Origin of the sequence: Solibacillus sp. FSL K6-1126, from assembly GCF_038003445.1 — a bacterium.
GTDB classification, from domain to species: domain Bacteria; phylum Bacillota; class Bacilli; order Bacillales_A; family Planococcaceae; genus Solibacillus; species Solibacillus silvestris.
The window spans coordinates 1,691,661-1,715,074 of the sequence record NZ_JBBOPD010000001.1 but is presented as its reverse complement, the minus strand read 5'-3'; the positions used below and the strand labels follow the sequence as shown (position 1 = coordinate 1,715,074).

The window sequence follows — 23,414 nt, the reverse complement described above, 5'->3', positions numbered from 1 at the left end:
AATGACTATCAGGACATACATAAACAATGGAATAAGATAATCCGTATTATTGATTGCGTGATTTAATGAGCTATTATCTGCAAGAATACTTATCACTATTGCGATTAGACTAACGACACTAAAAATGATAAATAACATCTTATTTCTCGAAATGTTATCCTTTTTTATTTCAAATAATAAGCAGACAAGTGCAAAGAAAATTAACACCAATCTCGTCATAAATAATTGTTCAAATCCCCAATAAAAGGTCGCCATTATAAAGATAAGTGCGGCTACATTCAAGATGATCGGTATATTGATTTTTTCATATTCCCCCCTGCTCTTATTCTGGTCGTTTTGTAATGTTGCTAAATTTACATATAGTACCTTTACCGAATTTTTATACTATAGTAACGCATTGCCTTTGGTACACCTTCCAAGTCAAATACACCATTGACAATTAAACGTCTGACACGATATTCAAAAAAATGGTCACCAATATATTGATCTAAATGACCCATTACTTCTCCGATAATTCTGGCTGATTTTATAAAGTCCTTATTCTGTTTATTTTGATGAAGTTTCTTCACTGTATTGATAATGTAAGCATCATAAAAATTTTCAGGAACACTTTTTATCTTTTGATTTTCCCAGATGTTTTACGTTCCGCATGCGTCAATAGATGACCCTTTTTCTCGTTTTCGTAAATTTCCATTAATTGATCTGATGACAGTTCCCCCATATTTAACGGAGTAAAATCGATATCGGGTCTATCAAAATAAGTTTTATATGCTTCATTAGTATGAATAATATGGATATCGTTTGCCTTCTCTTTTAATAAATAAAGTACAAACCGTAAACCCGTTTGTTCATGTGCATTTTCCCCCGCCCAAATAATAATTGGGTGATCATTTGGCGTTTGTTGGAGGTCTACAATCGTTTGTTTAAAATGTTCTTCGTGATGATAGAGGTCCTCATCATCAATAATGATATGATTTCTAAACCATTTAGATCGATTCGAAATACCTTGTAAGTTATGTAAGTTCCAAATGGGACCAATAGAAAACAAATCGGAAAACGTAATAATCCTTTCCTGATGACTTAGCCCTAACTTTTTTAAAGCAAATTTCAGGCTGCCTGATGGCGAATCTCCAAAGACAATATGTGTTGCTTGATATTGTACAGGCTCAACGTTTGCTTGATTCTTTTTGTACTCCAACAGGTTGTTATATGTATTTTTAATATCTAAAAAGAATTGCTCCTCTGAATAACCATTTCTTTCTTCGACTACTTGCATCCGTAAAAAGATTTGCATTAATAAAGCTTTCCGTTCTTTGCCTTCTAATTGATCAATAACAGCGTTCAATTCATTAAACAAATGAATACCCCCTTTCCACAAATTTTACCATTAAATCCTCTTTTAGTATAACTTTCCTAACAAAATGGTCCCGCTCACCTGTAAACTATATTTCTTTCTCCTCCAGCAGCTTTTTAATTTTAGACATAAAAAAACTGCACCCCATATTTGGGATGCAGTTTATCGTTACAGCTTTAAAATTAAAGTTTTACGATGTTTGTAGCTTGTGGGCCACGTTGACCGTCTTCGATTTCAAATTCAACTTTTTGACCTTCGTCTAAAGATTTGAAACCTTCGCCTTGGATTGCTGAGAAGTGAGCGAATACGTCGTTTCCGCCTTCAACTTCGATGAAACCAAAACCTTTTTCTGCGTTAAACCATTTTACTGTACCTTGTGTCATTTAAATGACCTCCATTTAATTAAATTTAATAAGATCACAATTCTCATAAAGAAAAAATTCACATATTACAAAAAGTACTAAATAAAACACGAATACATTTTGTAATAGGTGAATTTATTGTTGTCTTGTAACATTTCTTATTAACCATAGTATATAACAAACAAAACCATTTGTCTATTCTTATTATTTTATTTCATTCGAGTGCAAGTATAATCATGATGCAAACTAAGTTTTGAATAGATTTATCTTATTTCGAAAGTTAATCATTACTAGACTTTATTCTCTAGCTTACAGTATCATTAATGGCATCAACTACTTATCGAGGTGTTCTCTATTATGACAGCTAAAAAAGTATTAACAAACGAACAACAAGAACAACTTCTTACAACATTGAAAGCACGCTTTTTACAGCATATGGAACGTCATCCGAATATCGATTGGGAAAATGTGCAGACAAAGCTCGAAGCAAATCCTGTAAAACTGTGGTCGCTTCATGAAATGGAACGTACTGAAGGAGAACCTGATGTCGTTGCATATAATCATGAAATGGACACATACACATTTATGGACTGTTCACCTGAAAGCCCTAAAGGACGCAGAAGTATTTGTTATGACCAGGAAGCACTGGATGCGCGAAAGAAAAACAAACCTGAAGACAGTGCGATGAATATGGCGGCTTCTATGGGAATTGAACTTTTAACAGAAGTCGAATACCGCTCGTTGCAGCAACTTGGGAAATTTGATTTAAAAACGTCCAGCTGGGTTTTAACACCACCCGATATCCGCAAACTTGGCGGTGCAATTTTCTGTGACCGTCGATATGAGACGGTTTTCATGTATCATAATGGTGCAGACTCTTACTATGGTGCTCGAGGATTTCGAGGTTCGCTTACTGTTTAATTTAATGATCTCAATTTAAAACAAGCCGTTGTCACATTTTTTGACAACGGCTTGTTTCTATTTTAAGCAACTCTGGACAATAAATCGAATGACCCAGCCCGGGATATGAAAATAATATAAATTCAGATTTACCCTTAACTCCTTTTTATTCCAAAACTAATTAATATATGATCCTTTAAATCCTTACTTATCCTCCACCAGTTCCAATAATCCACAGTTCTAAAGTAGTGATTAATAAATCTACCATTTCGTCCCCTCCTTTGTATTAATTTTACAAATTATCAGACAAAAAGTGTATAATATGCCTAAAAGAATAATTAGGTGATGAAATGAATAATTACGGGCAAGTTGTAAAAGACATACGGGTTGGTAAAGGCTATTCACAACAATATGTCAGCGAGAAAATATGCTCACAGGGCAACTACTCAAAATTTGAAAAAGGGGAAAACAGAGAAATTAAATATTCTATTTTAAAGGAATTTTTGGGTCGGCTCGAAATGTCTTACGAAGAGTTTGAATACATAAGCAATAACTACGAAATGCATGAGCGCCAAAGAATTATGAAGAGGTTTTACAATCAAACGTACAATTCCGAAAATGCACTGCTTCAAATGATTGAAGAATGTGCTGCTTATTTACGGCAAAATCCGAACGACAATTTAATCATCAATATTCAAACCGTAATGGAGGGGATGCTCATTTTGGCCAGATCCAGCGATTTTGTAATGGCTTCTAAAACTTTATCTCCCATTTGGAAAGATCTTTCTCAACGAAATACATTGTACTTAGCTGATATTTATTTGCTGAATGCTATTTTATTTGTGTTTCCGATTCCTACTGCAACGGAAATAAAAGAATTTGCTTTTCGTCATATCGACAAGTACAATGGCTTTCAAAATATAAATAAATTAAAAATTAATTTTCTGATCAATCTGTCGCTTATTAATATTAAAGGAAAAGACTTTGAAACCGCACTTCATCTGTTAAATGATGCAATCAGTGCATGTAAATCGGAGCAGCTTTTTATCAACCTGTCGATCTGTTATGTGAGAAAAGGCGTTTGCCTCAATAATTTAAACGGAGCGGATGAAGGTTTTATCAATAAGGGCTTAACATTACTTCAACATTTAGAACAGGAAGAACTAGTTAAAATGTTGGAGAAGGAAATTAAAAATAATTTAATCGTTAAATAATGTAAAGATAATTATAAAAGGGCAGCCAATGTCGGCTGCCCTTTAGTTTATTTTTTTTTAGGTAAGTTCATTTTACGCTCTAATAATTTTATGCGGTATTTATAAATCGCATAAATTACTGCTAGAACAATGATGATGATAACAAACGGCTGCAAGTATTGTTTAAACAGATCTCCTGCCTGTTCCCAGTTCTCCCCTAGCTTAATGCCTAAATATACATAAAGCGCGGTAATTGGGAACATCGCTAAAAATGTGTAAATTGTAAACTTCCATACATTCATTTTAGTCATCCCGCATGGAACCGAAATTGCCGTACGGACGATTGGCATAAAGCGTCCGAAAAATGCGACACCCGCGCCATATTTAGCGAAAAACTTGTCCGATGCATTCACTTGCTTTTCATTGATCAAGAAGAACTTCCCGTATTTCAAAACGATTGGTCGACCACCATAACGCCCGACTGCATATAATGTCAACGGACCAATCGTTCCGCCTACCGTTCCTGCAAGCACCATTAACCAATAGCTATATTCCCCTTGAGCAATCCAAAAGCCAGCCATCGGTAATATAATTTCTGCTGGAATAAACTCAAAGCAGAGCGCCAACAGTACACCAAAATAGCCAAACCCTTTAAAAAACTCAATCATTGATAGAATGATTGTATCTAACAACAAAAACAACTCCAATCATTTGCATTATCCCAAAGTTAAAATCATCATTTTCTGATTTCAACTCCATAGTCCACTTCCACATTCACTTAGCATACAAAAACTTTAATCGATTCACAATAGAAATTGTGAAAACATGCCGTTATTCTGTATGCTCTTCTTTAGAATAGAACGTCGTCTCCTCACAAATGTTGCCTCATCCGCAAAACTTTTAATTTTATAGCAGTGTATGTCTATGAAAAAAGCGATATGTCAGTACAATTGTGACTTCCCCTCTCCAACTAACTCCACATATAAAAACGAACAGACGAAACCAGTTATGCTTTGGAATCGTCTGTCTCTTAGTTAAATTAATGCTTTTAAATCATGAATAAACTCATAGATAAAGTAACAGCCAAATCCGAATAATAATATACCCGCGATGATGGAAGTCCATTTAATCATTGTACGATTCATAACTTTTCTAGAAAGTGAAACAATTGTTAAAAGTCCAATATCATGCAGTAAAATCCCCGATAAAATACCAAGCGCAACAATTAAAAATTGATGGGTACCTTTTCCTGAATAAGAGTCGGCCAAAACTACTCCAAATACAGAAATCCAGAAAACAAGATTTCCTGGAGAAACAGCAACCAATAAACCATTGCGGTAAGTTGACAAAAAGGATTTATTGGCTTTCTCACCAACTAACGTCCGTTTTATAAATATAATTATATTTGAATATTTATAAATTTTCAATTACTCCCCTAATTAATTATTAATTCCAGGATTGACTTATTTCAGGAAAACTATTATGATGTCATTAATTTATGAGAAGGAGGGATTTTTCTATGTTTTTACTTCGTTTACGCTAAGCTGGCAATAAAAAAGCAAACCCATTTGAGATGGGCTTTTTGTCATGCTTGTAAACGATGAAACCATAGAGATTCCTCTTTAAACGGGAGACTTCTATATTTTTTCGGCGCAGGCATACATATGTCTGCTTTTTTATTGCGTTTTAGACTCACGTATAAAATGGAGGGCTAAAACAATGCAGATGCTTCTATTCTTTTAATACGGGCGGATTACACAAACCGCTCGTATCGATAAGCTATCGGTACGAAATTCTATATTTCGGAGGTAGCAATAATGGAAAACTTAAGCTTTGAACTGAAAAATATACACGTACAATTTTTAGATAAGGATATACTCACAATCCCGCAGCTGGCTATTTATCAATTTGACCGCATCGGTATTGTCGGTAAAAACGGCGCCGGTAAAAGTACTTTATTAAAAATATTAACCGGTCAACTCGTGCCGCAGCAAGGAAATGTAAGTTCACATGTTGATTATTATTATTTTGAACAAACATCCCCTGCTTTCACCCAACACAATATTGACATCGCCCTTCTTCATAAATTAAAGGCAGTCGATCCACATAGCGGTGGTGAACTGACGAGGCTGAAGTTATCACAGGCATTCAGTCATTACTATGAGGCATTGATTTTCGATGAGCCGACAACGCACTTAGATCAAGAAGGCATCCGATTTTTGCAAGATCAACTACGCGATTATTACGGAGCTGTCGTCTTAGTCAGCCATGATCGGAACCTGCTGGATAGCGTCGTCACGACAATCTGGGAAGTAAATGATGGCCAAGTTTCGGTTTATAGCGGAAATTATTCCGATTATTCCGCGCAAAAGGAACGGGAAAAACACGAGCAAGCTGCTGCCCATGAAAAATACGTTCGCGAAAAGGCCCACTTGGAAAAGGCAGTTGCCGAAAAAATGAAAAAGGCCGAAAAAATTACCGAGGCAAAGAAGCTTTCAAAAAAAGAAACGAAGGCGAAAGCGAATCGAATGTTTGAAACAAAATCCAAAGGAACAAGCCAAAAAGCGGCTTATCGCTCGGCAAAGGCGATGGAAAAACGAATCGAACAGCTTCCTTTTGTCGAGAAAGTTAAAGAAGATGTTCCCCTTCATTTCAAACAATCGAAAGCATTGGAACTTCATAATAAAGTGCCGATCATGATGCAAGATTTCACTTTGTCGATCCGTGAGAAAATACTGATTGATCAATGTCAGCTTCAAGTTCGTTTACAGGATAAAATCGCTCTAACCGGTCCGAACGGCAGTGGGAAATCAACGTTGCTGCAGGCGATGATCGAAAAGCATCCCCATATCGATCTCTCACCGAAAGTCAAAATCGGCCATTTTTCTCAGCTTGCATATCAAAACTTGCCGGATGAGACGGTTTGGAGTTTTATAAAAACACGAAGCGAATATAGCGACGCATTTATTCGTACTGTTTTACATCAGATGCAGTTTGACCAGAGTGATTTACAAAAACGAATTACTGTTTTAAGCGGAGGCGAACGCATTCGTTTACTTTTAAGTGAGCTGTTTTTAGGTCAATATAATATTCTCCTCCTCGATGAACCGACCAACTTCCTTGATATGGCGACAAAAGAGGCATTGGTAAACTTTATCCGAGCATATGACGGCACTATTCTTTTTGTCTCCCATGATGACTACTTTGTGAAAAAAGTAGCTACAAGAATTATAGAGATAAAAGATAGGGCCTTAATTGAAATCTGACTTTACTTGTAATGTTTCGAATTGAACAATCCTTTCATTTCCAATCGATGTGCACTAAAATGATTTCATATGGTAATCATAGTAAGAAAAGGTAACGAGCTATTTATTATTTGGAGGTCATCACATGGAAATAGGTATTTCAACATTTGCAGAAACAACACCGGACGCTTTAACAGGCAAAACAGTAAGTCATGCCGAACGACTGCGCCAAATCGTCGAAGAAATTAAGCTGGCGGATGCGGTAGGACTGGATGTGTATGGTGTCGGGGAACATCACCGGGAGGACTATGCCGCATCAGTTCCTTCTGTTGTACTCGCTGCAGCTGCAATGCAAACAAAACAAATTCGACTGACGAGCGCTGTAACGGTACTCTCGTCGGATGATCCGGTACGTGTGTTCCAGCAATTCGCAACACTTGACGGACTATCGAACGGCCGTGCCGAAATTATGGCTGGACGCGGTTCATTCATTGAGTCGTTCCCCTTGTTCGGCAACGATTTGAACGACTATGATGCGCTTTTTGAAGAAAAACTCGATCTATTATTAAATCTTCAGGAAAATGAGATTGTGTCATCAACCGGCCAATTCCGTCCATCTATTCCGGGACGTGGCATCTACCCGCGCCCAGTACAGGAAAAATTACCGATTTGGGTAGCGAGCGGCGGAACACCACAATCCGCAATTCGAGCCGCTACATTGGGCTTGCCGCTAACATTGGCGATTATTGGTGGGAGTCCCCTGTATTTCGCGCGCATCGTTCAACTGTATTATGAAGTGGCGAAAAAAGCAGGCCATGACATTTCGAAGCTGCGTGTAGCTTCCCATTCGCATGGTTTTATTGCGGATACAACAGAACTTGCTGTTGAGCAGTTTTTCCCGTCCACAGCAGCAGCGATGACGAAACTTGGCCGTGAGCGTGGATGGGCTCCTTATACACGTGAAGCATTTGCTGATGCTCGCAGCTTGGAAGGCGCTCTTTATGTAGGAGATGTTGACATGGTTGCAAAGAAAATCATCTACCTTTACGAACATGTCGGCATTTCAAGATTTTTCCTGCACGTGCCAGTCGGTTCCATGCCGCATGACCAAGTAATGCATGCCATCGAACTTTTAGGCACAAAAGTTGCGCCAATCGTACGTGAGGAAGTCGCACGATTGAAAAATAGGTAAGAATGTTAGTTAATGGGCTGTGCAGAAAAATACTGCACAGCCCATTTTTTTATGAAGTTTGCGTTTACCCCTTTTTATACAAAGCTTTCTGACTATATTAACTAGAATAATAACTAAATCGCTTAAAATTCTGAATATTATTGCAATTGTAAATTTGATATATTACAATGACATGAATTCAATAGAAAGCTGAGGTTACATCATCATGGGAGTTTTACAGAAGATAGGTAAGTTTGCAGGAAATACATTTGCGATTTGGGTACTCGTTGCAGCTGGTTTAGCGATTTGGCTGCCTGAATATTTCACTTGGATTGGTAGTTACATCACCATATTATTAGGGATTGTCATGTTTGGTATGGGGATGACATTGAAACTAGATGATTTTAAATTGATTCTTCAACATCCGAAAGGCGTGATTATCGGGATTGTTTCCCAATTTGTGGTTATGCCGCTATTGGCATTCGCGTTAGCAAAAATTTTCAATTTACCACCTGAAATTGCAGTTGGTGTTATTTTAGTAGGTTGTTGTCCAGGAGGTACTTCATCAAATGTTATGACTTACCTGGCAAAAGGAAATACAGCATTATCTGTTACGATTACATCATGTACGACATTATTGGCACCGTTTGTGACACCTGCGCTGATCTACTTATTAGCAAGCGAATGGTTACCGGTTTCATTTATGGCCATGTTTATGTCGGTAATCAAAGTTGTATTAATTCCAATTGTTTTAGGAATCGTTGCTCAGTTCTTATTTAGACCAATTGTGGAGAAAAGCATCGATATACTTCCAACTGTATCCGTTATTGCGATTGTCATGATCGTTGCAGCCGTAGTAAGCGGAAGCCGGGATAAAATTTTAGAAACAGGATTAATCATTTTTGCCATTGTAATTTTACATAATGGGTTAGGGTACTTAATAGGGTTCTTAGTAGCGAAATTATTCAAATTGCAATACGATGATCAAAAAGCGATTTCGATTGAAGTTGGGATGCAAAATTCGGGATTAGGTGCCCAATTAGCTATGGCACACTTCGATCCCGTATCAGCGGTTCCGAGTGCAATCTTCAGTTTCTGGCACAATATTTCCGGACCGATCCTTGCTACGTATTGGGGTTCAAGAGCGAATAAGAAGGTCAAATAGATATTACACAAAAAGTGGTACGAAGTTGTTGATTCGTACCACTTTTTATTTCGATATATGTATGTATTAGAGAGCTTTATTCATTCAATTCTAACTTATATTGTACTAACTTAACTTCTTTACCTATATATAATTCAGTTCCTTCACGGCTTTCTTCAGTAAATCCAACCTTCTCCATCATTTTTCTGGAACGATGATTTGTTTCATAGGTTTTTCCGTAAAATGTAGTGACTCCGAATTGTTCATTCGCATAATTCAGCAATTTTTTAATCATCTGAGTACCAATACCATTATTCCAAAGATTACTATCTCCAATAGCAATACCTATTTCTGCACTATTATTTTTAAATTCTGCTAAATCGGCATAACCGATAAGTCTATTTTTATATTCAATTCCAAGACGGATCATATCTTTTTGTTGATTGGTTACACAACGTTCCCACCATTTAAATAATTCCAGATGATCTCTATTTTTCTGCCATCCATTTGCTTCACAAAAACGATCATCCCTACTCCAATCAACGACAGCATTAAAATCTTCTAATTTTAACTTTCTTAAGTAAATTTCATTTCGATTAATATCCATTATTCATCTCCATTATTTTGCCGATTACACTTCGATAGCATAATTACATCGAAAGCCTCGTTATTTTGGTACATATACTTTCTTAAAATTCCTTCCTTTTCAAAACCCTGTTTCATCAATAATTGACTGGAGCCTATATTTTCCACAAAAACGATGGCACCGATTCGTGTTAACTCCATCTCCTGGAATCCATGGTCAACGATTTTAGCTACTGCTTCCGATGCATAACCATTCCGCCAAAAGTCTGGATAAATTTCATACCCTACTTCTGCACGCCGATGCGTTTTTGACCATGAGTTAAAGCCAATTGTACCGATTAAACCCGGAACGCCCTTCTTTTCAATTCCCCAGCGCATCCCTTTTTCAGATTGAAAATTAATAGTAAATGCCTCGATTAACTTCTCTGCCTGCTCTATTTTTTTAAATGTGTTCAATCCATAATATTTTGTTACCACTTCGTTTGAAAAAATCGAATAAATATCTTCCGCATCGGAAGGAAGAATTTCTCTTAACACGAGTCGTTTAGTTTCTAATTTTGGAAACATAGTACTGCTCCTTTCGTAACACTATAATTTTAAGCAGTTTGCATGAATTGCCCCATTAATCTGACTTTCGAATTGACAGTTCCACCAAGGTATTTTCTGACTTCCTCATTTGTATAGAGTGCTTTTATGTATATGTATTTTTGCAAAGGTTGTATCGTACACCTGTCTCAAGTATCTTCTTTTCTTTTACCTAAGTAATGATCTCTATATTTAAATATGAAAACCCTTGCCGTTTAAATGGCAAGGGATATTTCATTTAATCAATGTGTTCAATACAAAACCTGCCATTAATAATTTTCAATCTGATATTCATTCATTTTATGAGCTAAACGAATCGTCACTTGAGCTAATTGTGCATACGTGACTTCACTAGTTGGTTTTAGCTGATTATTTTCGGCTTCAAGTAATCCCATTGCATATGCTAATGCCACGTGACCACGTACTTTCTTATCCACTAGTGCGGCATCACTGTAATTCAATTCATATATATCGCTAAGTTGTGCAGGTTTGTTTAACTTCAGTGTACCAATTACCCATTTTGCCAGCTCTTGATTTGTAAGGGCTGTTTTAGGATTGAATGTTTTAGTAGTTGCATCTAGCATACCCATTTTTAAGGCACGTGTGACAAATGCATATATAGCATCATCTGGCGTAATATCCGTAAATGATTCATCCGCCATTTCAAACTCATCGAAGTTAGAGCTGTAATACATGTAAGTCACTGATTTCAATAAAACTTTTAACGCTTCCTCTTTCGTAATCGGAGCATCCGGGTTAAAGTTATCATTTACTTCTAAAATACCTGCATGAATTAAATAATTTAATTCTTCAGCGGCTTTTGGATGCTCGATTTTAGGCTTGTCCGAACTGGCCATTCCATAAACATCTAACCATTCTCCTGTTTTGGCATCAATGGCAGCAGACGATCCTTCTTTGAAGACTGGTTGATACGCTAAGCTATAATGCTGTTCATTACCCACTTTTGGATGATTCACATATTGCAGCTTCAGTTTCAACTCGTCTTTCAACATTTTTGTTGCTTCCTGTTCTGATATAATATCAGTTGCTGCCGGCCACTCCAATTCGCCATAATCGCTTACATACAAGCTTACTAAATCACCTGTTTTAGCATCGACATTTACGGAGATATTGTCTCCAGCTACCGTTAAACCGTTCACGATACGCGGGAACGTAAAGTAATAACTGTCATTATAACTCTCATGGAAGCCCTCATTCACCGGTATTGCATACTTATGAGCAGATGAAGGTACCCAATCTTTTACATGGGCAATCGCTTTATCCAATGCCTGTTTTTGTGATAATTTTACTTCTGTATCGTTTTCATCCTCTTCTACCTCGAGGTTACTTTTAATATCACTATAATGAATAAATTCCCCTGTTGCTTTATCAATTGTTAGTACAGTTCCTGTCCCACCATTACGATAGTTATACATATATTGAATGTTGAAGACTTCCTTACCAGTTTCCGTTGTTGTTTCATCAACTGCTCCAATTTCTAGTTGAACACCTTTAATATCTGTTGCCAGCAATTTTTCTGCCATTGCTCGCGCCTGCTCTGCTGTCAAGTTCGGCTGTTTTGCCGCTAATGGCGCCGAAACAATTGGTGTAAGTGATTTAGCTGATAAAGTTGAAGAGAGCCCGTCCATAGTTAACCAATCTCCTGTTTGCGCATGGACACCTGAAATAACTTGGCTATTCGGTTCATAAACAAGCTTTACTTTATGATCCCCTGTTGTGTAATCCGGAACTATTGAATATGACAACTGTGCTTTTAAAGCATCTTGCAAGCGGTCGGCAATAGATGATTCATTTTGTTTTTTAGATGGATCATCATACGTAAAATTATTTTTTGGAGGTGTTGTTCTATAAAATGATGATACTGTGCCATCCCCTAACACACGGATATTAATCGTTTGATCTGAAATAGGAATACCCGAATTTTTCTTTTCATACATAAATGAGTATTCAACAGGCTGTGTTAAAATTGAGGGTGAGTAAAAATCGTGTGCGTTTGGCACAAGCTCATACCCCTCGCCTTTATTGAACCTTTCCATAAATTTATCCGCTACTTTTTGTGCTTCTTCTTTTGAATATTTTGCCGGGAACAATATATCCTTTGTGTTTACTGGTTGATAATAGAATTGTTCTAACTCCAACGTTTCTCCAGCAAAAATAAAGCTTCCATGAACATATTGGTTATCAATTCGCTTAGAGAAATAAAGTTCGTAGCTTACCTTCGTGTCTGTTGGACGTGAATAGCCTGTCCCCGTTTGGAAATCTTTTTCGGTTACATTTTTGAACTCATTCGGAAATAATTCCCGGAAACGCTTCATTAAATCCTCTTTTGTTACCGTTGTATTCGTTTGTGCCACTTGAATCGGCAATGACTCCATTCGCTCATTCCCTACTGTTGAAGCACTTGCAATTGGTGCTAATAACCCAACAGACAGCGCTGTTGCGGTTAACATTGCACCCGCCTTTTTAAAAGTTACCACTCTTCATCCCCCTATCTCTTTTTCGTAAAACATATGTTTACACTTACATTATACGAAATGAACACACAAAAAGTTTCATATTTGTTATATTTTTACATAATTCTATAAGACGTTAAGGCCAATAAGCCATATATCTAACCTTTTTATTAATAACATAAAAAATCAAGTCCTCCTCTTCCCTCTTTTTTAGAAATATTACCATTTGTTGTAACAATTATCGCAAAATATTCCCAAAAGAATAAAAAACCCCTATTTTGATGAACTGCACCCCAATTGTTAGACACATCTAACAATTGGAGGTGCAGTTTTTCTATGGCTAAATTTAGTCCTGAGGAAAAGCTCGAGGCAGTGAATCGAGCTTTGAAAGGTAATGAGAGTTATCTTTCAATCGCAAAGTCGATAGGTACGGATAATAAATCAATTCATATATGGGTCAAACAATATGAACATAATGGTGCAGACGCCTTTATAAAACGATATACAAATTACTCAGCGCAGTTTAAACTAGACGTACTAAATTATATGATTGAATACGGTACGTCCTTAAATGAAACAGCGGCTATCTTTGGTATAGCAGCACCATCATCCATACTTCAATGGCGAAAACAGTTTGAAACTAAAGGATTCGATGCCCTTCAATCAAAGAAAAAGGGGCGTACATCCATGAAAAAAGAAACGAACAAACATTCAAAACTAACACCAGTAGAAGGCTCACCTGAAGCGCTTCAAGCGGAAATCAATCGTCTACGTATGGAAAATGAGTATTTAAAAAAGTTGAACGCCTTAGTTCAAACCAAGGAAAAATCACCAAAGAAGACAAAGTAAAAGTCGTCTATGAATTAAGGCATAAATACTCGGTGAAAGCGCTTGTGGCATTCGCAGGCATTCCACGTAGTACGTACTATGATTTAGTGAAGAAGATGGATCGCCAAGATACAGATGCCGAGTTAAAGGCCGAAATTCAAGAAATTTATAACGAACACGAAGGTCGTTATGGTTATCGACGTATTCGTGATGAGCTAGCAAATCGTGGGCAAAAAGTGAATCATAAAAAGGTTCAACGTATCATGAAAGAATTAGGTTTAAAGTGCTTAGTGCGTATGAAGAAATACAAATCATATAAAGGTACAGTCGGTAAGATTGCGCCTAATATATTGGATCGGAACTTTATAGCAGAAGGACCGAATGAAAAATGGGTTACAGATATTACGGAGTTTAAGCTGTTTGATCAAAAGCTCTATTTATCGCCTGTTTTAGACTTATTTAATGGCGAAATTATTACGTACACAATTGGTCATAGACCAACATATTCGCTTGTATCAGAAATGTTGGATAAGGCACTAGAGAGGTTGCCAGAGGAACATCAATTACTGATGCATTCAGATCAAGGTTGGCATTACCAAATGAACCAATATCGCCACGTTCTTGAATCAAGAGGTATTGTGCAAAGTATGTCACGTAAGGGAAACTGTTATGACAACTCTGTCATGGAGAATTTCTTCGGTATCATGAAGTCAGAATTCCTCTACTTAAAGGAATTTGAAAGTGTCGAACATTTTAAAATGGAACTTGAAAAATATATAACGTATTACAACACAAAACGTTTAAAGGCAAAATTAAAACTGAGTCCGGTAGAATACCGAACTCAGTTTACCCAAGCAGCCTAAACGAAATAACCGTGTCTAACTTATAGGGGTCACTTCATGAAAAATAGGAGTTTTTAAAAATTTTTATTATTCTAAGCTTCGACTTTTAATTTTTTTTGTTTGGTTGGATCAAGTCGTTTCTCCAGCCATAACAGTAGTACATCTGCCAAAATTGCCATTAATGCGGTTGGAAGTGCTCCCGCTAAAATAATAGCAGTACCACTCGTAGCATTTGTTCCGCGAATGATTATATCACCAAGACCGCCAGCCCCAATAAACGCACCAATAGCGACAATACCGATTGCCACGACAAGGGCAATGCGAATACCAGTTATAATAACAGAGAGGCTTAAAGGCAGCTCCACCATATACAGAATTTGTAGCTTGTTCATTCCCATACCGCGCCCTGCATCAGTTAAGCTACGATCAATATTCCGAATACCGACAAATGTATTTTTAACAATCGGCAAAAGAGAATAAAAGAATACGGTCACAATAACCGTCGTTTTTCCAAGACCTAAAACGAGCATAATGATTGCCATTAATGCGAGCGCTGGGATCGTTTGAATAATATTGGCGAGTGTAATGACAGGACCTGAAAACTTCGGAAATTTCGAGATCCAAATCCCTATTGGTATACCTACAATAGAAGCGAGTAAAACACCATACACAGATAACTGAAAATGGGCAAAAAATTGTGAAAATACATAAGAACCATTTTCCCTCATATAAAAGAAAAATTGTTCAACTACCGATAGCTGTGTCATATCCGTCATGGTGTATCATCTCCTGAAAAGTATTCATTTTCTTTTAAAAATTCCTCAGCAACAACGGCCGGTTCAATTAAGTTATTGTCAGCCAGAAAATTTAGCCGTTGCATTTCTTCTGTAGAAATTTTTCCGACCAGTCGCTGAAGTGCCTGTTTCACTTCCGGATTTTTCTCCAGTAGTTCCGTGTCTGCAAATGGGGACGCATCATACGGCGGGAAAAATTGCAGATCATCTTCTAAAACGACTAAATCATAAGAAGCGATACGTCCATCGGTTGTATAGCCCAGCACAACATCTACTTCGTTTTGTGAAACAGCATTATAAACAAGCCCGATTTGCATCGGGAAAACTCGGCCGAAATCAAACCCGTAAGTTTCTACGAAGCCTTCATAACCATCACCTTCACGGTTCATCCATGATGTATCAACACCCACTTGTAAATCAGGAGCTATGTCCTTCAAATCACTTATCGTCTCTAATCCATATTTTTTGGCTGTTTCCTGTGTCACCATAAAAGCGTACGTATTATTAAAACCGTATGAATCGAAAAACGTCATTTGAAACTCATCCTGAAATAATCGTTGAACCGCTGCCAAAGCTTTTTGCGGATCGCTTATCGGATCTTGGTTTAGCGTCCCTGTTAAATCCGTCCCGGTATAGCGCACAGCTGAAAGATTTGCATCGCCATTCAGCATCGCCTGATGAAGTACAACGGATGACCCCAAATTATTTATTAGTTCCACTTCTTCGTCGGTGTAATATTCAAGCATTCCTTTCACAATATAAGCGATAATCTGACTCTCGGTTGTTACAGCTGAACCAATACGGATTTTATCATTCGCTTCATTGCTACAAGCGCTTAGTAAAGTTGCAACCAGTAATACTACTAGCAATTTTTTCATGATGTTCGACCTCCTTGCATACGAAGCCCTTTTGGAATCATGAAGCGTTCAAAACGGCTTAACAGAAAGTCCACGAGCAGGGCTAAGGCAGTTACTAATAATGCCCCTCCTACAATGAGCTCTGTTTTATATAAATTTAGTCCATTAAAAATAAAATCTCCTAATCCGCCAGCACCAATATATGATGCCAATGTTGCCCATGAAATAACATATACTGCAGATAATCGGATGCCCGACATAATAATTGGCATGGCAAGCGGTAATTCAACCATTCGCATCGATTGCAACGGGGTCATGCCCATTGCTGTACCTGCCGCTTTAATATTTTGATTAACAGATTGCATCCCAATAAACGTATTGTTCAATATTGGCAGTAAAGAATAGATGCATAACGCAAAAATTGCCGGTACTTTGCCGACACCTAAAAAAGGAATCATAATCGCTAACAGAGCAAGGGACGGTACTGTTTGCAGGACACTTGTAACTGTAAGAACGATTTTTGCGACTGTCTTCGTTTTCGACAACAATATGCCTAAAGGAACGGCAATGATCACTCCTAATAATAGAGCGCTAAAAGATATGTAGAAGTGCTCCCATGTTTTAAGTAAAATATCGGCACTATTTTCCGTGAAAAAGCTCATCATACATCCATCAGCTCCTGTTCCTCTTCTCCCCAAATCGTATCGTAAACAATATCTACGATGTTCGCTCGAGTAATGAGGCCCATGAGATGTTGCTGATCATCAACAACCGGAATATTGTTCAAATTAAGATTTAAAATACGACGAACCGTATCCTGAAGTTTGGAACCCGTCTTCATGAAAATGACATCCCGATTATAAACTTCTGAAACACTTTTTTTCGTGCGCGCATTCCCTGTTAAACTTTCGACTGTTAAAAAACCGAGTAATCGATTTTGTCCATCTGTAACAAACAACGTATCCACTCGTGATTTAACCATTAAGCGGATTGCCTCATCCAAGCTGCGTTCAACGGTAATTGATACTGGTTTAATCATTACTTCGTCCACCGTTTTTATATTTGGTTTTTGCTGGATTAAACGATGGGAACCGATGAATTCTTTTACAAAGTCATTTGCGGGACTCGCTAAAATATTGTCAGGGGTATCAAACTGCACAAGTTTCCCTTCATGCATGATAGCGATGCGATCAGCAAGCTTAATCGCCTCATCCATATCATGCGTAACAAAAATAATCGTTTTATCAAGCGTCTTTTGAAGCTCTTTAATTAAATCTTGTAATGTATCGCGGGTAATCGGATCAAGTGCACCGAACGGCTCGTCCATTAGGATAATGTCCTGCTCAGCTGCAAGAGCACGAATTACACCGATACGCTGCTGCTGCCCGCCCGAAAGCTGGGATGGATAATAGTCTAAATACGCTTCCGGTAAATTGACTAACGATAAAAGGTATTTGGCCGTTTCATCGCGTTTTTCTTTCGACCATTGAAGTAGCCGCGGGACAAGCGTAATATTTTCACGGATTGTCATATGCGGCATTAAACCAATTTGTTGAATGACATAGCCGATACTTCTCCTAAGAGTGACTGGATTCAGCTTCGTGATTTCTTTTCCGTTTATTGAAATCATTCCGCTTGTAGGCTCTACCATGCGATTTAGCATACGAAGGGCTGTCGTTTTACCACTCCCGCTTGTACCAATAAATGCGATAAACTCTCCTTTTTTAATATCAAGTGTTAAGTTATCAACGGCCACTTTCCCGCCACGGTATACCTTCCGTAAGTTTTCGATATGTAACATACAGCTCATTCCTTCTTCTTATGTATTGTTGTATTTCTCAGTTTATTTGAGGAATACTTCCATTCCTTACCCTTTATTTCAAAAAACGTAACAAGAATGACATTATTTTTTCAATATTGCATTATTATTTATTTAATTGTAATAATGGGACTGTTTATTAATTGAAAATGCTTGAAAACATTAAAAGCATTATGAAAAAACAGATATTATATAAATTAATTGCTTTTAAAATAAGTATTTAAATTCTTTTATCCAATGGGTAAAAGAATTATTTTCGAAATTGTTTGACAATGAAGCTGACATTATTTATTATGTATATAAGTTTACTAGGTATTGAAGCTGACTAGATAACTAGAGGCACATAATGGGGTATTTATACGCCAATTATGTGCCTCTTTTTTATTGACAAGGAGGAAAATATTGATGGAACATGCGTTAACTATTCAATCGTTAAACAAAATTTTCTCAACGCAAACCGAAGAAGTAATTGCATTAAAAGATGTGAATCTGCAAATTGAGCAAGGTGAATTCATAACAGTTATTGGACCAAGCGGATGTGGCAAAAGTACCTTGCTTAAAATAATCGCAGGTCTAGATACGACTTATGAAGGCATAGTTGAACTGGACAGACATCCTATTAAAGGACCCAGTCTGGAGAAAGGATTTATTTTTCAGGAGCCGCGCCTATTTCCATGGCTAACGGTCGAGAAAAATATCGCCGGTGATCAGTCCCTTAAAAATCCTTCTGTTCGTAAAAAGGTAGATGAACTGATCCAGCTTGTGAAACTAGAAGGATTTGAAACTGCCTATCCGAAACAGCTTTCAGGCGGCATGGCACAGCGTGTGTCCATTGCACGTGCACTGTTAAGAAATCCAAAGGTGTTGCTGCTGGATGAACCGTTTGGTGCGCTTGATGCTTTCACACGTTCGCATATGCAGGAAGTATTGCTCGATATTTGGACGAAAAACAAAACAACGATGATTTTTGTAACACATGATTTGGATGAAGCTGTTTTCCTTGGACAACGGGTTGTCATTATGAATCCGCGACCAGGACATATTAAAGCGGTGTTGCCTATTGAACTTACATTCCCGAGAAAACGGTCTTCGCTGTCTTTCCAGGAAATGCGTCGCAAAGTACTGAATGAATTTGAAAGAGTTGAAGATGAGTCCTACACAGTTGGTGCAGGTATATAAAAGGAGCGAAATTATATGAGAAAACAGTTATACACATTTTTATTATTAGCTTTAACTTTCCTGTTGGCAGCGTGTGCAAGTGAAGAAACAAAATCCTCCAAAACATCCTCAAATAGTAATGATCTAGTCGTTCGAATCGGGATCCAAGGGAGTGGCGGCTTGTTCGGTAAAGCTAAGGAAGATCGATTATTTGAAGAGGCTTTTGAATCACATGGGGCAAAGGTGGAATGGGTGGAATTCCAAAGCGGCCCTCCGATGACTGAAGCAATTGCCTCGAACAAATTGGATATTGCAGGACTTGGCAACATGCCTGTTATTACAGCACAAGCTGCCAATATCCCTTTTAAGATTATTTCTCAAACATTGGAAGGCAAGAAAAACGTAGGTGTTATTGTCCAGTCATCCAGCGGCATTACTACTTTGGAAGAGCTGAAAGGAAAAAAAATAGCTGTCGGTAAAGGAACAAATGCCTATGATTTTATTTTGCGAAGCTTTGATAAATTAAACATCAATCCAGATGAAGTGGAACTGATTAACTTAAATCCCGATGAAGCACAGGCTGCCTTCGATTCAGGGGGTGTCGATGCCTGGGCGATTTGGGAGCCTTACTTAACAATTAATACGCTGTCTGAAAAAGGAACAATTATTGCAGACGGAGAATCAGTCGGTCTTCTCTCCCCTTCATATACGATTGCACGGTCAAAATTTACTGAAGAACACCCCGAACTTGTTGTGACGTATTTAAAAACATTAAATGAGCTTTTGGCATGGGAAACTGCAAACGAAACCGAAGCCGTGGAGCGTTATGCGAAAGAACGTAATCTACCAGTTGCGTTAATGGAGCAAACAAGACAACGCTCAAAAAGCATAAATATTTTAGTAGAGGATGCAATTATTCAGGAACACCAAAAAACGGCAGATTTTCAATATAAACAGGGGACAATTCGTCAAAAAATCGATGTTTCCGAAGTATTCGACAATCGCTTTTATAAGGAAGCCGTTAAATAATTTTTGAGGAGGCGTTGTCATGGTCACACTTAATAAAACTCTACCCAAAGACAGGAAAAAGATCGCATTTTCAGCAAAGAGCAGGCAGCTACTACTGGGTGCGCTCCTTCCTGTAAGTTTACTGTTTCTTTGGGAATGGGCTGGCCGAAGTGGATATTTAAATCCGCTTCTACTCCCTGCCCCTTCAGCTATTTGGAATGAATTCATTTTTTTACTGCAGCAACAGCATTTGCTCGGACATTTGCAAGTATCGGTTTTACGTGCACTGGCCGGTCTGGCTATTGGCGGGTCTCTTGGTTTGGTGCTGGGCCTGATTATTGGATTTTCCTATAAAAGCCAACGTGCATTTGACCCAACAATTCAAATGATTCGCATGCTTCCCCATCTAGCAATTGCCCCACTATTCATCTTATGGTTCGGGTTTGGGGAAACATCGAAACTATTGTTAATTGCAAAAGGCGCTTTTTTCCCTCTGTATATTAATACATTTTTAGGAATTCGTTCAGCAGACAGTAAGTTATTCGAAGTAGCACGAGTTTTGCAGTTTAATAAAATGCAGCTTGTTTTAAAACTAATTATCCCGTCCGCGCTTCCCCATATTTTACTAGGACTACGCCTGTCTGTTGGGGTTTCATGGCTAGGGTTGGTAGTCGCTGAAATGATGGGCTCAACAGAGGGAATTGGATTCTTAATAAATGATGCGCGTTCTATGTCCATTATAACGACAGTATTTGTAGGAATTATCATCTTTGCATTACTCGGAAAGTTATCGGATTTTCTTGTGCTCACAGTGGAGAAAAAATTATTAAACTGGCAGAGCACTTTTAAAGGAGGGAAATAAATGACGCTAGTCTCAAAGGAAACGCTGGAAGTAAAACGTAGATGGCCATTGCAGAAAGTTCAGCACATCATTTATCCGCTTTATTTTCCTGTTTCAATCTTAGTGCTTTGGCAATTGGCAGGTACATTTGGTCTCGTAGAAGAACATATTTTACCGACACCACTTAAAATTGCATCGACATTTTGGATTTTATTGGCCAATGGGGAATTGCCTGTTCATTTTCTTGCTAGTGGGCAGCGTGTAATTTTCGGCTTTCTGTTAGGTGCCCTTACCGCGATCATTTTAGGTATTGCGACCGGCTTCAGTAAAATTGCACAGCAATTGATAGACCCGTCCCTTCAAATGTTACGGACTGTGCCGCTATTATCGCTCATACCCCTTTTTATCCTATGGTTTGGCGTGGGTGAGTTTGGCAAAGTGCTGATGATCGCACTTGGCGCATTTTTCCCGGTTTACGTCAATATTTTTCTTGGCATTCGTCTTGTTGACCAAAAACTCTATGAAGTGACCGGTATTTTACAATATTCTTTTAAGGAAAAATTAACAAAGCTTATTTTTCCTTCAGCAATGCCCAACCTTTTACTTGGTCTTCGTCTGGCAATGGGGACGTCTTGGCTTGTGCTCGTTGTCAGCGAAATGATGGGCGCAAGTGCTGGAATTGGCTATATGATTCAGGATGCCCGTGCTTATTCGCAAACAGATATTGTGTTTGTCGGGCTCATTTTATTTATTATTCTTGGTAAATTCACGGATTCGCTCGTCGGTTCAATTGAAAAACGCGCCTTAAAATGGCGTGACACATACAAAGGTTAAGGGGGAATTTTAATATGAGTAAAAGAGAAGGAAAATTAAGTTTAGGTGCGTTTATTTATTACAGTGGTCATCATAGTGAAAGTTGGCGTCATCCATCCGGATCAGGCCACAACCCTTTTGATATCGATTACTTCATAGAAGTCGCAAAAACTGCCGAGCGCGGTAAATTCGATATGATGTTTCTGGCGGATTACCTACACGTTTCAGGTGCTGAGCAGACGGCATCCGGTATGCTTGATCCTGTTACCCTATTATCAGCAATAGCCGTTCATACAAAAAAATTAGGACTAACAGCAACTAGTTCTACAACATACAACGAACCGTTTCATTTAGCAAGACGCTATGCAACACTAGACCATATTAGTCACGGGCGGGCTGCATGGAATATTGTAACATCACAGCATGACACCGAAGCACAGAATTTTGGTAAAGAAAAGCATCCTGAGCATGGGCTACGCTACAAGATGGCTGAAGAATATGTAGATCTGGCACGTAATCTATGGGATAGCTGGGATGACAATGCGCTCATTAATGACAAGGAAAATCGTAAATTTATAAAGCCAGGTTCCGTAAAGGAAATTAATTATAAAGGCGAATGGTATGCATCGCGTGGTCCTTTAAATGTACCCCGTCCACCGCAAGGCTATCCGGTACTCGTTGTAGCAGGCGGTTCGGAAGCCGGTATTGCCTTCGCGGCAAAAACCGGTGAAGTGGTCTTTACTGCAAGTCAATCACTGGAAAATTCAAAAGCATTTTATAAGAAGCTCCAGGCGAAATTGGCTGAAGAAAACCGTGATCCACGCAGCATCAAGATCATGCCTGGTATTTCACCAATTATTGCCGAAACAGAAGAAGCTGCTTGGGCAAAATATGAAGAGCTCAATCAATTAATTTCGGATGATGAAGCTTTGAAAACCGTTTCCGCTTTTTTAGGTATTGATTTATCCGACTATCCGGCAACTGGTCCCCTTCCTGAGCTGCCGGACTTAGCTGCACAATCAAATGCGATGAAGAGCCGCATCCAGTTATTTATAGACTCCGCACGTGAAGCGAATCTTTCCATTGCCCAACTTGGCCGCAAAATGCACGGAGCGCGAGGCCATCTGGAATTTATCGGCACACCTGCACAGCTGGCAGATTTACTGGAGCTTTGGTTTAATGAATATGCTTGCGATGGGTTTAATATTATGCCACCTGTTCTTCCGGATCACCTAACCACTTTTGTGGATTTAGTAATTCCCGAGCTGCAAAAACGCGGTCTTTTCCGTAAAGAGTACGAAGGTGATACGCTGCGCGAGCATCTAGGTTTGGTCCGGCCGGAGAGAAACCATTTTAAAAAGAATAAGGAACAGGTGAGTTTACAGATTTAATAATAGCTATAAATTTTCAAAAAAACTCTCCCAATTCTCATGATTAATTT

The 23,414-nt window shown here is 38.3% G+C and carries 22 protein-coding genes and 1 pseudogene; 11 read left to right on the top strand and 12 right to left on the bottom strand.

Features of this window, described 5'->3' with window-relative positions; all coding sequences use genetic code 11:
* Positions 1-368: 368 nt before the first annotated feature.
* The 3 genes from MHH44_RS08260 to MHH44_RS08250 all read right to left on the bottom strand — a co-directional run bounded on the left by MHH44_RS08260 (position 369) and on the right by MHH44_RS08250 (position 1,737).
* Entirely contained in the window at positions 369-578 is a 210-nt protein-coding gene (locus tag MHH44_RS08260; protein ID WP_340799493.1) for a DUF3658 domain-containing protein, read from the bottom strand.
* 35 nt (positions 579-613) lie between these two features.
* On the bottom strand, positions 614-1,357 hold the full coding sequence (locus MHH44_RS08255) for a DUF1835 domain-containing protein (protein WP_340798266.1): 744 nt from the start codon (positions 1,355-1,357) through the stop codon (positions 614-616).
* 179 nt (positions 1,358-1,536) lie between these two features.
* Positions 1,537-1,737 (bottom strand): cold-shock protein, encoded by a 201-nt coding sequence (locus tag MHH44_RS08250; protein WP_008406560.1) that lies wholly within the window; start codon positions 1,735-1,737, stop codon positions 1,537-1,539.
* A 336-nt stretch (positions 1,738-2,073) separates the two neighbouring features.
* On the opposite strand from MHH44_RS08250, the gene MHH44_RS08245 reads away from it, so the two are divergent.
* On the top strand, positions 2,074-2,637 hold the full coding sequence (locus tag MHH44_RS08245; RefSeq protein ID WP_339264289.1) for a DUF4256 domain-containing protein: 564 nt from the start codon (positions 2,074-2,076) through the stop codon (positions 2,635-2,637).
* 329 nt (positions 2,638-2,966) lie between these two features.
* On the top strand, positions 2,967-3,830 hold the full coding sequence (locus tag MHH44_RS08240) for a helix-turn-helix domain-containing protein (protein WP_014824159.1): 864 nt from the start codon (positions 2,967-2,969) through the stop codon (positions 3,828-3,830).
* Between the two features lie 47 nt (positions 3,831-3,877).
* Here the strand turns inward: MHH44_RS08240 and MHH44_RS08235 are convergent, their stop codons facing one another.
* Together MHH44_RS08235 and MHH44_RS08230 are read right to left on the bottom strand one after the other, a co-directional pair.
* Entirely contained in the window at positions 3,878-4,477 is a 600-nt protein-coding gene (locus tag MHH44_RS08235) for a DedA family protein (RefSeq protein WP_041865894.1), read from the bottom strand.
* Between the two features lie 366 nt (positions 4,478-4,843).
* Positions 4,844-5,188 (bottom strand): annotated as a pseudogene (locus MHH44_RS08230) (LysE family transporter); the annotation flags it as partial.
* Positions 5,189-5,626: 438 nt separating this feature from the next.
* On the opposite strand from MHH44_RS08230, the gene abc-f reads away from it, so the two are divergent.
* The 3 genes from abc-f (at position 5,627) to MHH44_RS08215 (ending at position 9,390) form a co-directional block, all read left to right on the top strand.
* Positions 5,627-7,075, top strand: a complete 1,449-nt coding sequence (gene abc-f / locus MHH44_RS08225; protein WP_340798265.1) for a ribosomal protection-like ABC-F family protein — start codon at positions 5,627-5,629, stop codon at positions 7,073-7,075.
* 124 nt (positions 7,076-7,199) lie between these two features.
* On the top strand, positions 7,200-8,246 hold the full coding sequence (locus MHH44_RS08220) for an LLM class flavin-dependent oxidoreductase (protein WP_340798264.1): 1,047 nt from the start codon (positions 7,200-7,202) through the stop codon (positions 8,244-8,246).
* 205 nt (positions 8,247-8,451) lie between these two features.
* Positions 8,452-9,390, top strand: a complete 939-nt coding sequence (locus MHH44_RS08215; protein WP_340798263.1) for a bile acid:sodium symporter family protein — start codon at positions 8,452-8,454, stop codon at positions 9,388-9,390.
* 76 nt (positions 9,391-9,466) lie between these two features.
* On the opposite strand, the gene MHH44_RS08210 is transcribed toward MHH44_RS08215, so the two are convergent.
* The 3 genes from MHH44_RS08210 to MHH44_RS08200 all read right to left on the bottom strand — a co-directional run bounded on the left by MHH44_RS08210 (position 9,467) and on the right by MHH44_RS08200 (position 13,037).
* A complete protein-coding gene (locus MHH44_RS08210; RefSeq protein WP_340798262.1) occupies positions 9,467-9,976 on the bottom strand; it encodes a GNAT family N-acetyltransferase in 510 nt (169 codons plus the stop codon).
* Positions 9,976-10,521 (bottom strand): GNAT family N-acetyltransferase, encoded by a 546-nt coding sequence (locus MHH44_RS08205; RefSeq protein WP_340798261.1) that lies wholly within the window; start codon positions 10,519-10,521, stop codon positions 9,976-9,978. Before MHH44_RS08205 ends, MHH44_RS08210 begins: the two co-directional genes overlap by 1 nt.
* 287 nt (positions 10,522-10,808) lie before the next feature.
* On the bottom strand, positions 10,809-13,037 hold the full coding sequence (locus MHH44_RS08200) for an S-layer homology domain-containing protein (protein WP_340798260.1): 2,229 nt from the start codon (positions 13,035-13,037) through the stop codon (positions 10,809-10,811).
* Between the two features lie 312 nt (positions 13,038-13,349).
* Between MHH44_RS08200 and MHH44_RS08195 the strand changes: the two genes are divergently transcribed.
* Positions 13,350-14,704, top strand: a protein-coding gene (locus MHH44_RS08195; protein WP_221712469.1) for an IS3 family transposase whose coding sequence is annotated in 2 segments (ribosomal slippage) — positions 13,350-13,803 and positions 13,803-14,704 — 1,356 coding nt in all. Because the reading frame shifts where the segments join, the coding sequence is not laid out codon by codon here.
* A 71-nt stretch (positions 14,705-14,775) separates the two neighbouring features.
* Here the strand turns inward: MHH44_RS08195 and MHH44_RS08190 are convergent.
* From MHH44_RS08190 to MHH44_RS08175, 4 genes are read right to left on the bottom strand one after another with little or no spacing between them, the layout of a single operon-like run.
* Positions 14,776-15,459 (bottom strand): ABC transporter permease, encoded by a 684-nt coding sequence (locus MHH44_RS08190; protein WP_340798259.1) that lies wholly within the window; start codon positions 15,457-15,459, stop codon positions 14,776-14,778.
* Complete coding sequence (locus MHH44_RS08185; RefSeq protein ID WP_340798258.1) at positions 15,456-16,355, bottom strand: osmoprotectant ABC transporter substrate-binding protein; 900 nt, start codon at positions 16,353-16,355, stop codon at positions 15,456-15,458. The genes MHH44_RS08190 and MHH44_RS08185 overlap by 4 nt, the downstream gene beginning before the upstream one ends.
* Entirely contained in the window at positions 16,352-16,999 is a 648-nt protein-coding gene (locus MHH44_RS08180) for an ABC transporter permease (RefSeq protein ID WP_065217112.1), read from the bottom strand. The genes MHH44_RS08185 and MHH44_RS08180 overlap by 4 nt, the downstream gene beginning before the upstream one ends.
* On the bottom strand, positions 16,996-18,135 hold the full coding sequence (locus tag MHH44_RS08175) for a betaine/proline/choline family ABC transporter ATP-binding protein (RefSeq protein ID WP_008406525.1): 1,140 nt from the start codon (positions 18,133-18,135) through the stop codon (positions 16,996-16,998). The genes MHH44_RS08180 and MHH44_RS08175 overlap by 4 nt, the downstream gene beginning before the upstream one ends.
* A gap of 423 nt (positions 18,136-18,558) precedes the next feature.
* Here MHH44_RS08175 and MHH44_RS08170 point away from each other — a divergent pair, with 423 nt between their 5' ends.
* The 5 genes from MHH44_RS08170 to MHH44_RS08150 are packed head-to-tail and all read left to right on the top strand — an operon-like array spanning position 18,559 to position 23,364.
* Positions 18,559-19,332, top strand: coding sequence for an ABC transporter ATP-binding protein (locus tag MHH44_RS08170; RefSeq protein WP_008406524.1), 774 nt, complete (start codon positions 18,559-18,561; stop codon positions 19,330-19,332).
* A 15-nt stretch (positions 19,333-19,347) separates the two neighbouring features.
* Complete coding sequence (locus MHH44_RS08165) at positions 19,348-20,340, top strand: aliphatic sulfonate ABC transporter substrate-binding protein (protein ID WP_340798257.1); 993 nt, start codon at positions 19,348-19,350, stop codon at positions 20,338-20,340.
* Between the two features lie 19 nt (positions 20,341-20,359).
* Complete coding sequence (locus MHH44_RS08160) at positions 20,360-21,181, top strand: ABC transporter permease (RefSeq protein ID WP_008406522.1); 822 nt, start codon at positions 20,360-20,362, stop codon at positions 21,179-21,181.
* A complete protein-coding gene (locus MHH44_RS08155; protein ID WP_014824172.1) occupies positions 21,182-21,994 on the top strand; it encodes an ABC transporter permease in 813 nt (270 codons plus the stop codon). It begins immediately after the preceding gene.
* A gap of 14 nt (positions 21,995-22,008) precedes the next feature.
* Positions 22,009-23,364, top strand: a complete 1,356-nt coding sequence (locus MHH44_RS08150) for an LLM class flavin-dependent oxidoreductase (protein WP_340798256.1) — start codon at positions 22,009-22,011, stop codon at positions 23,362-23,364.
* Positions 23,365-23,414 lie beyond the last annotated feature (50 nt).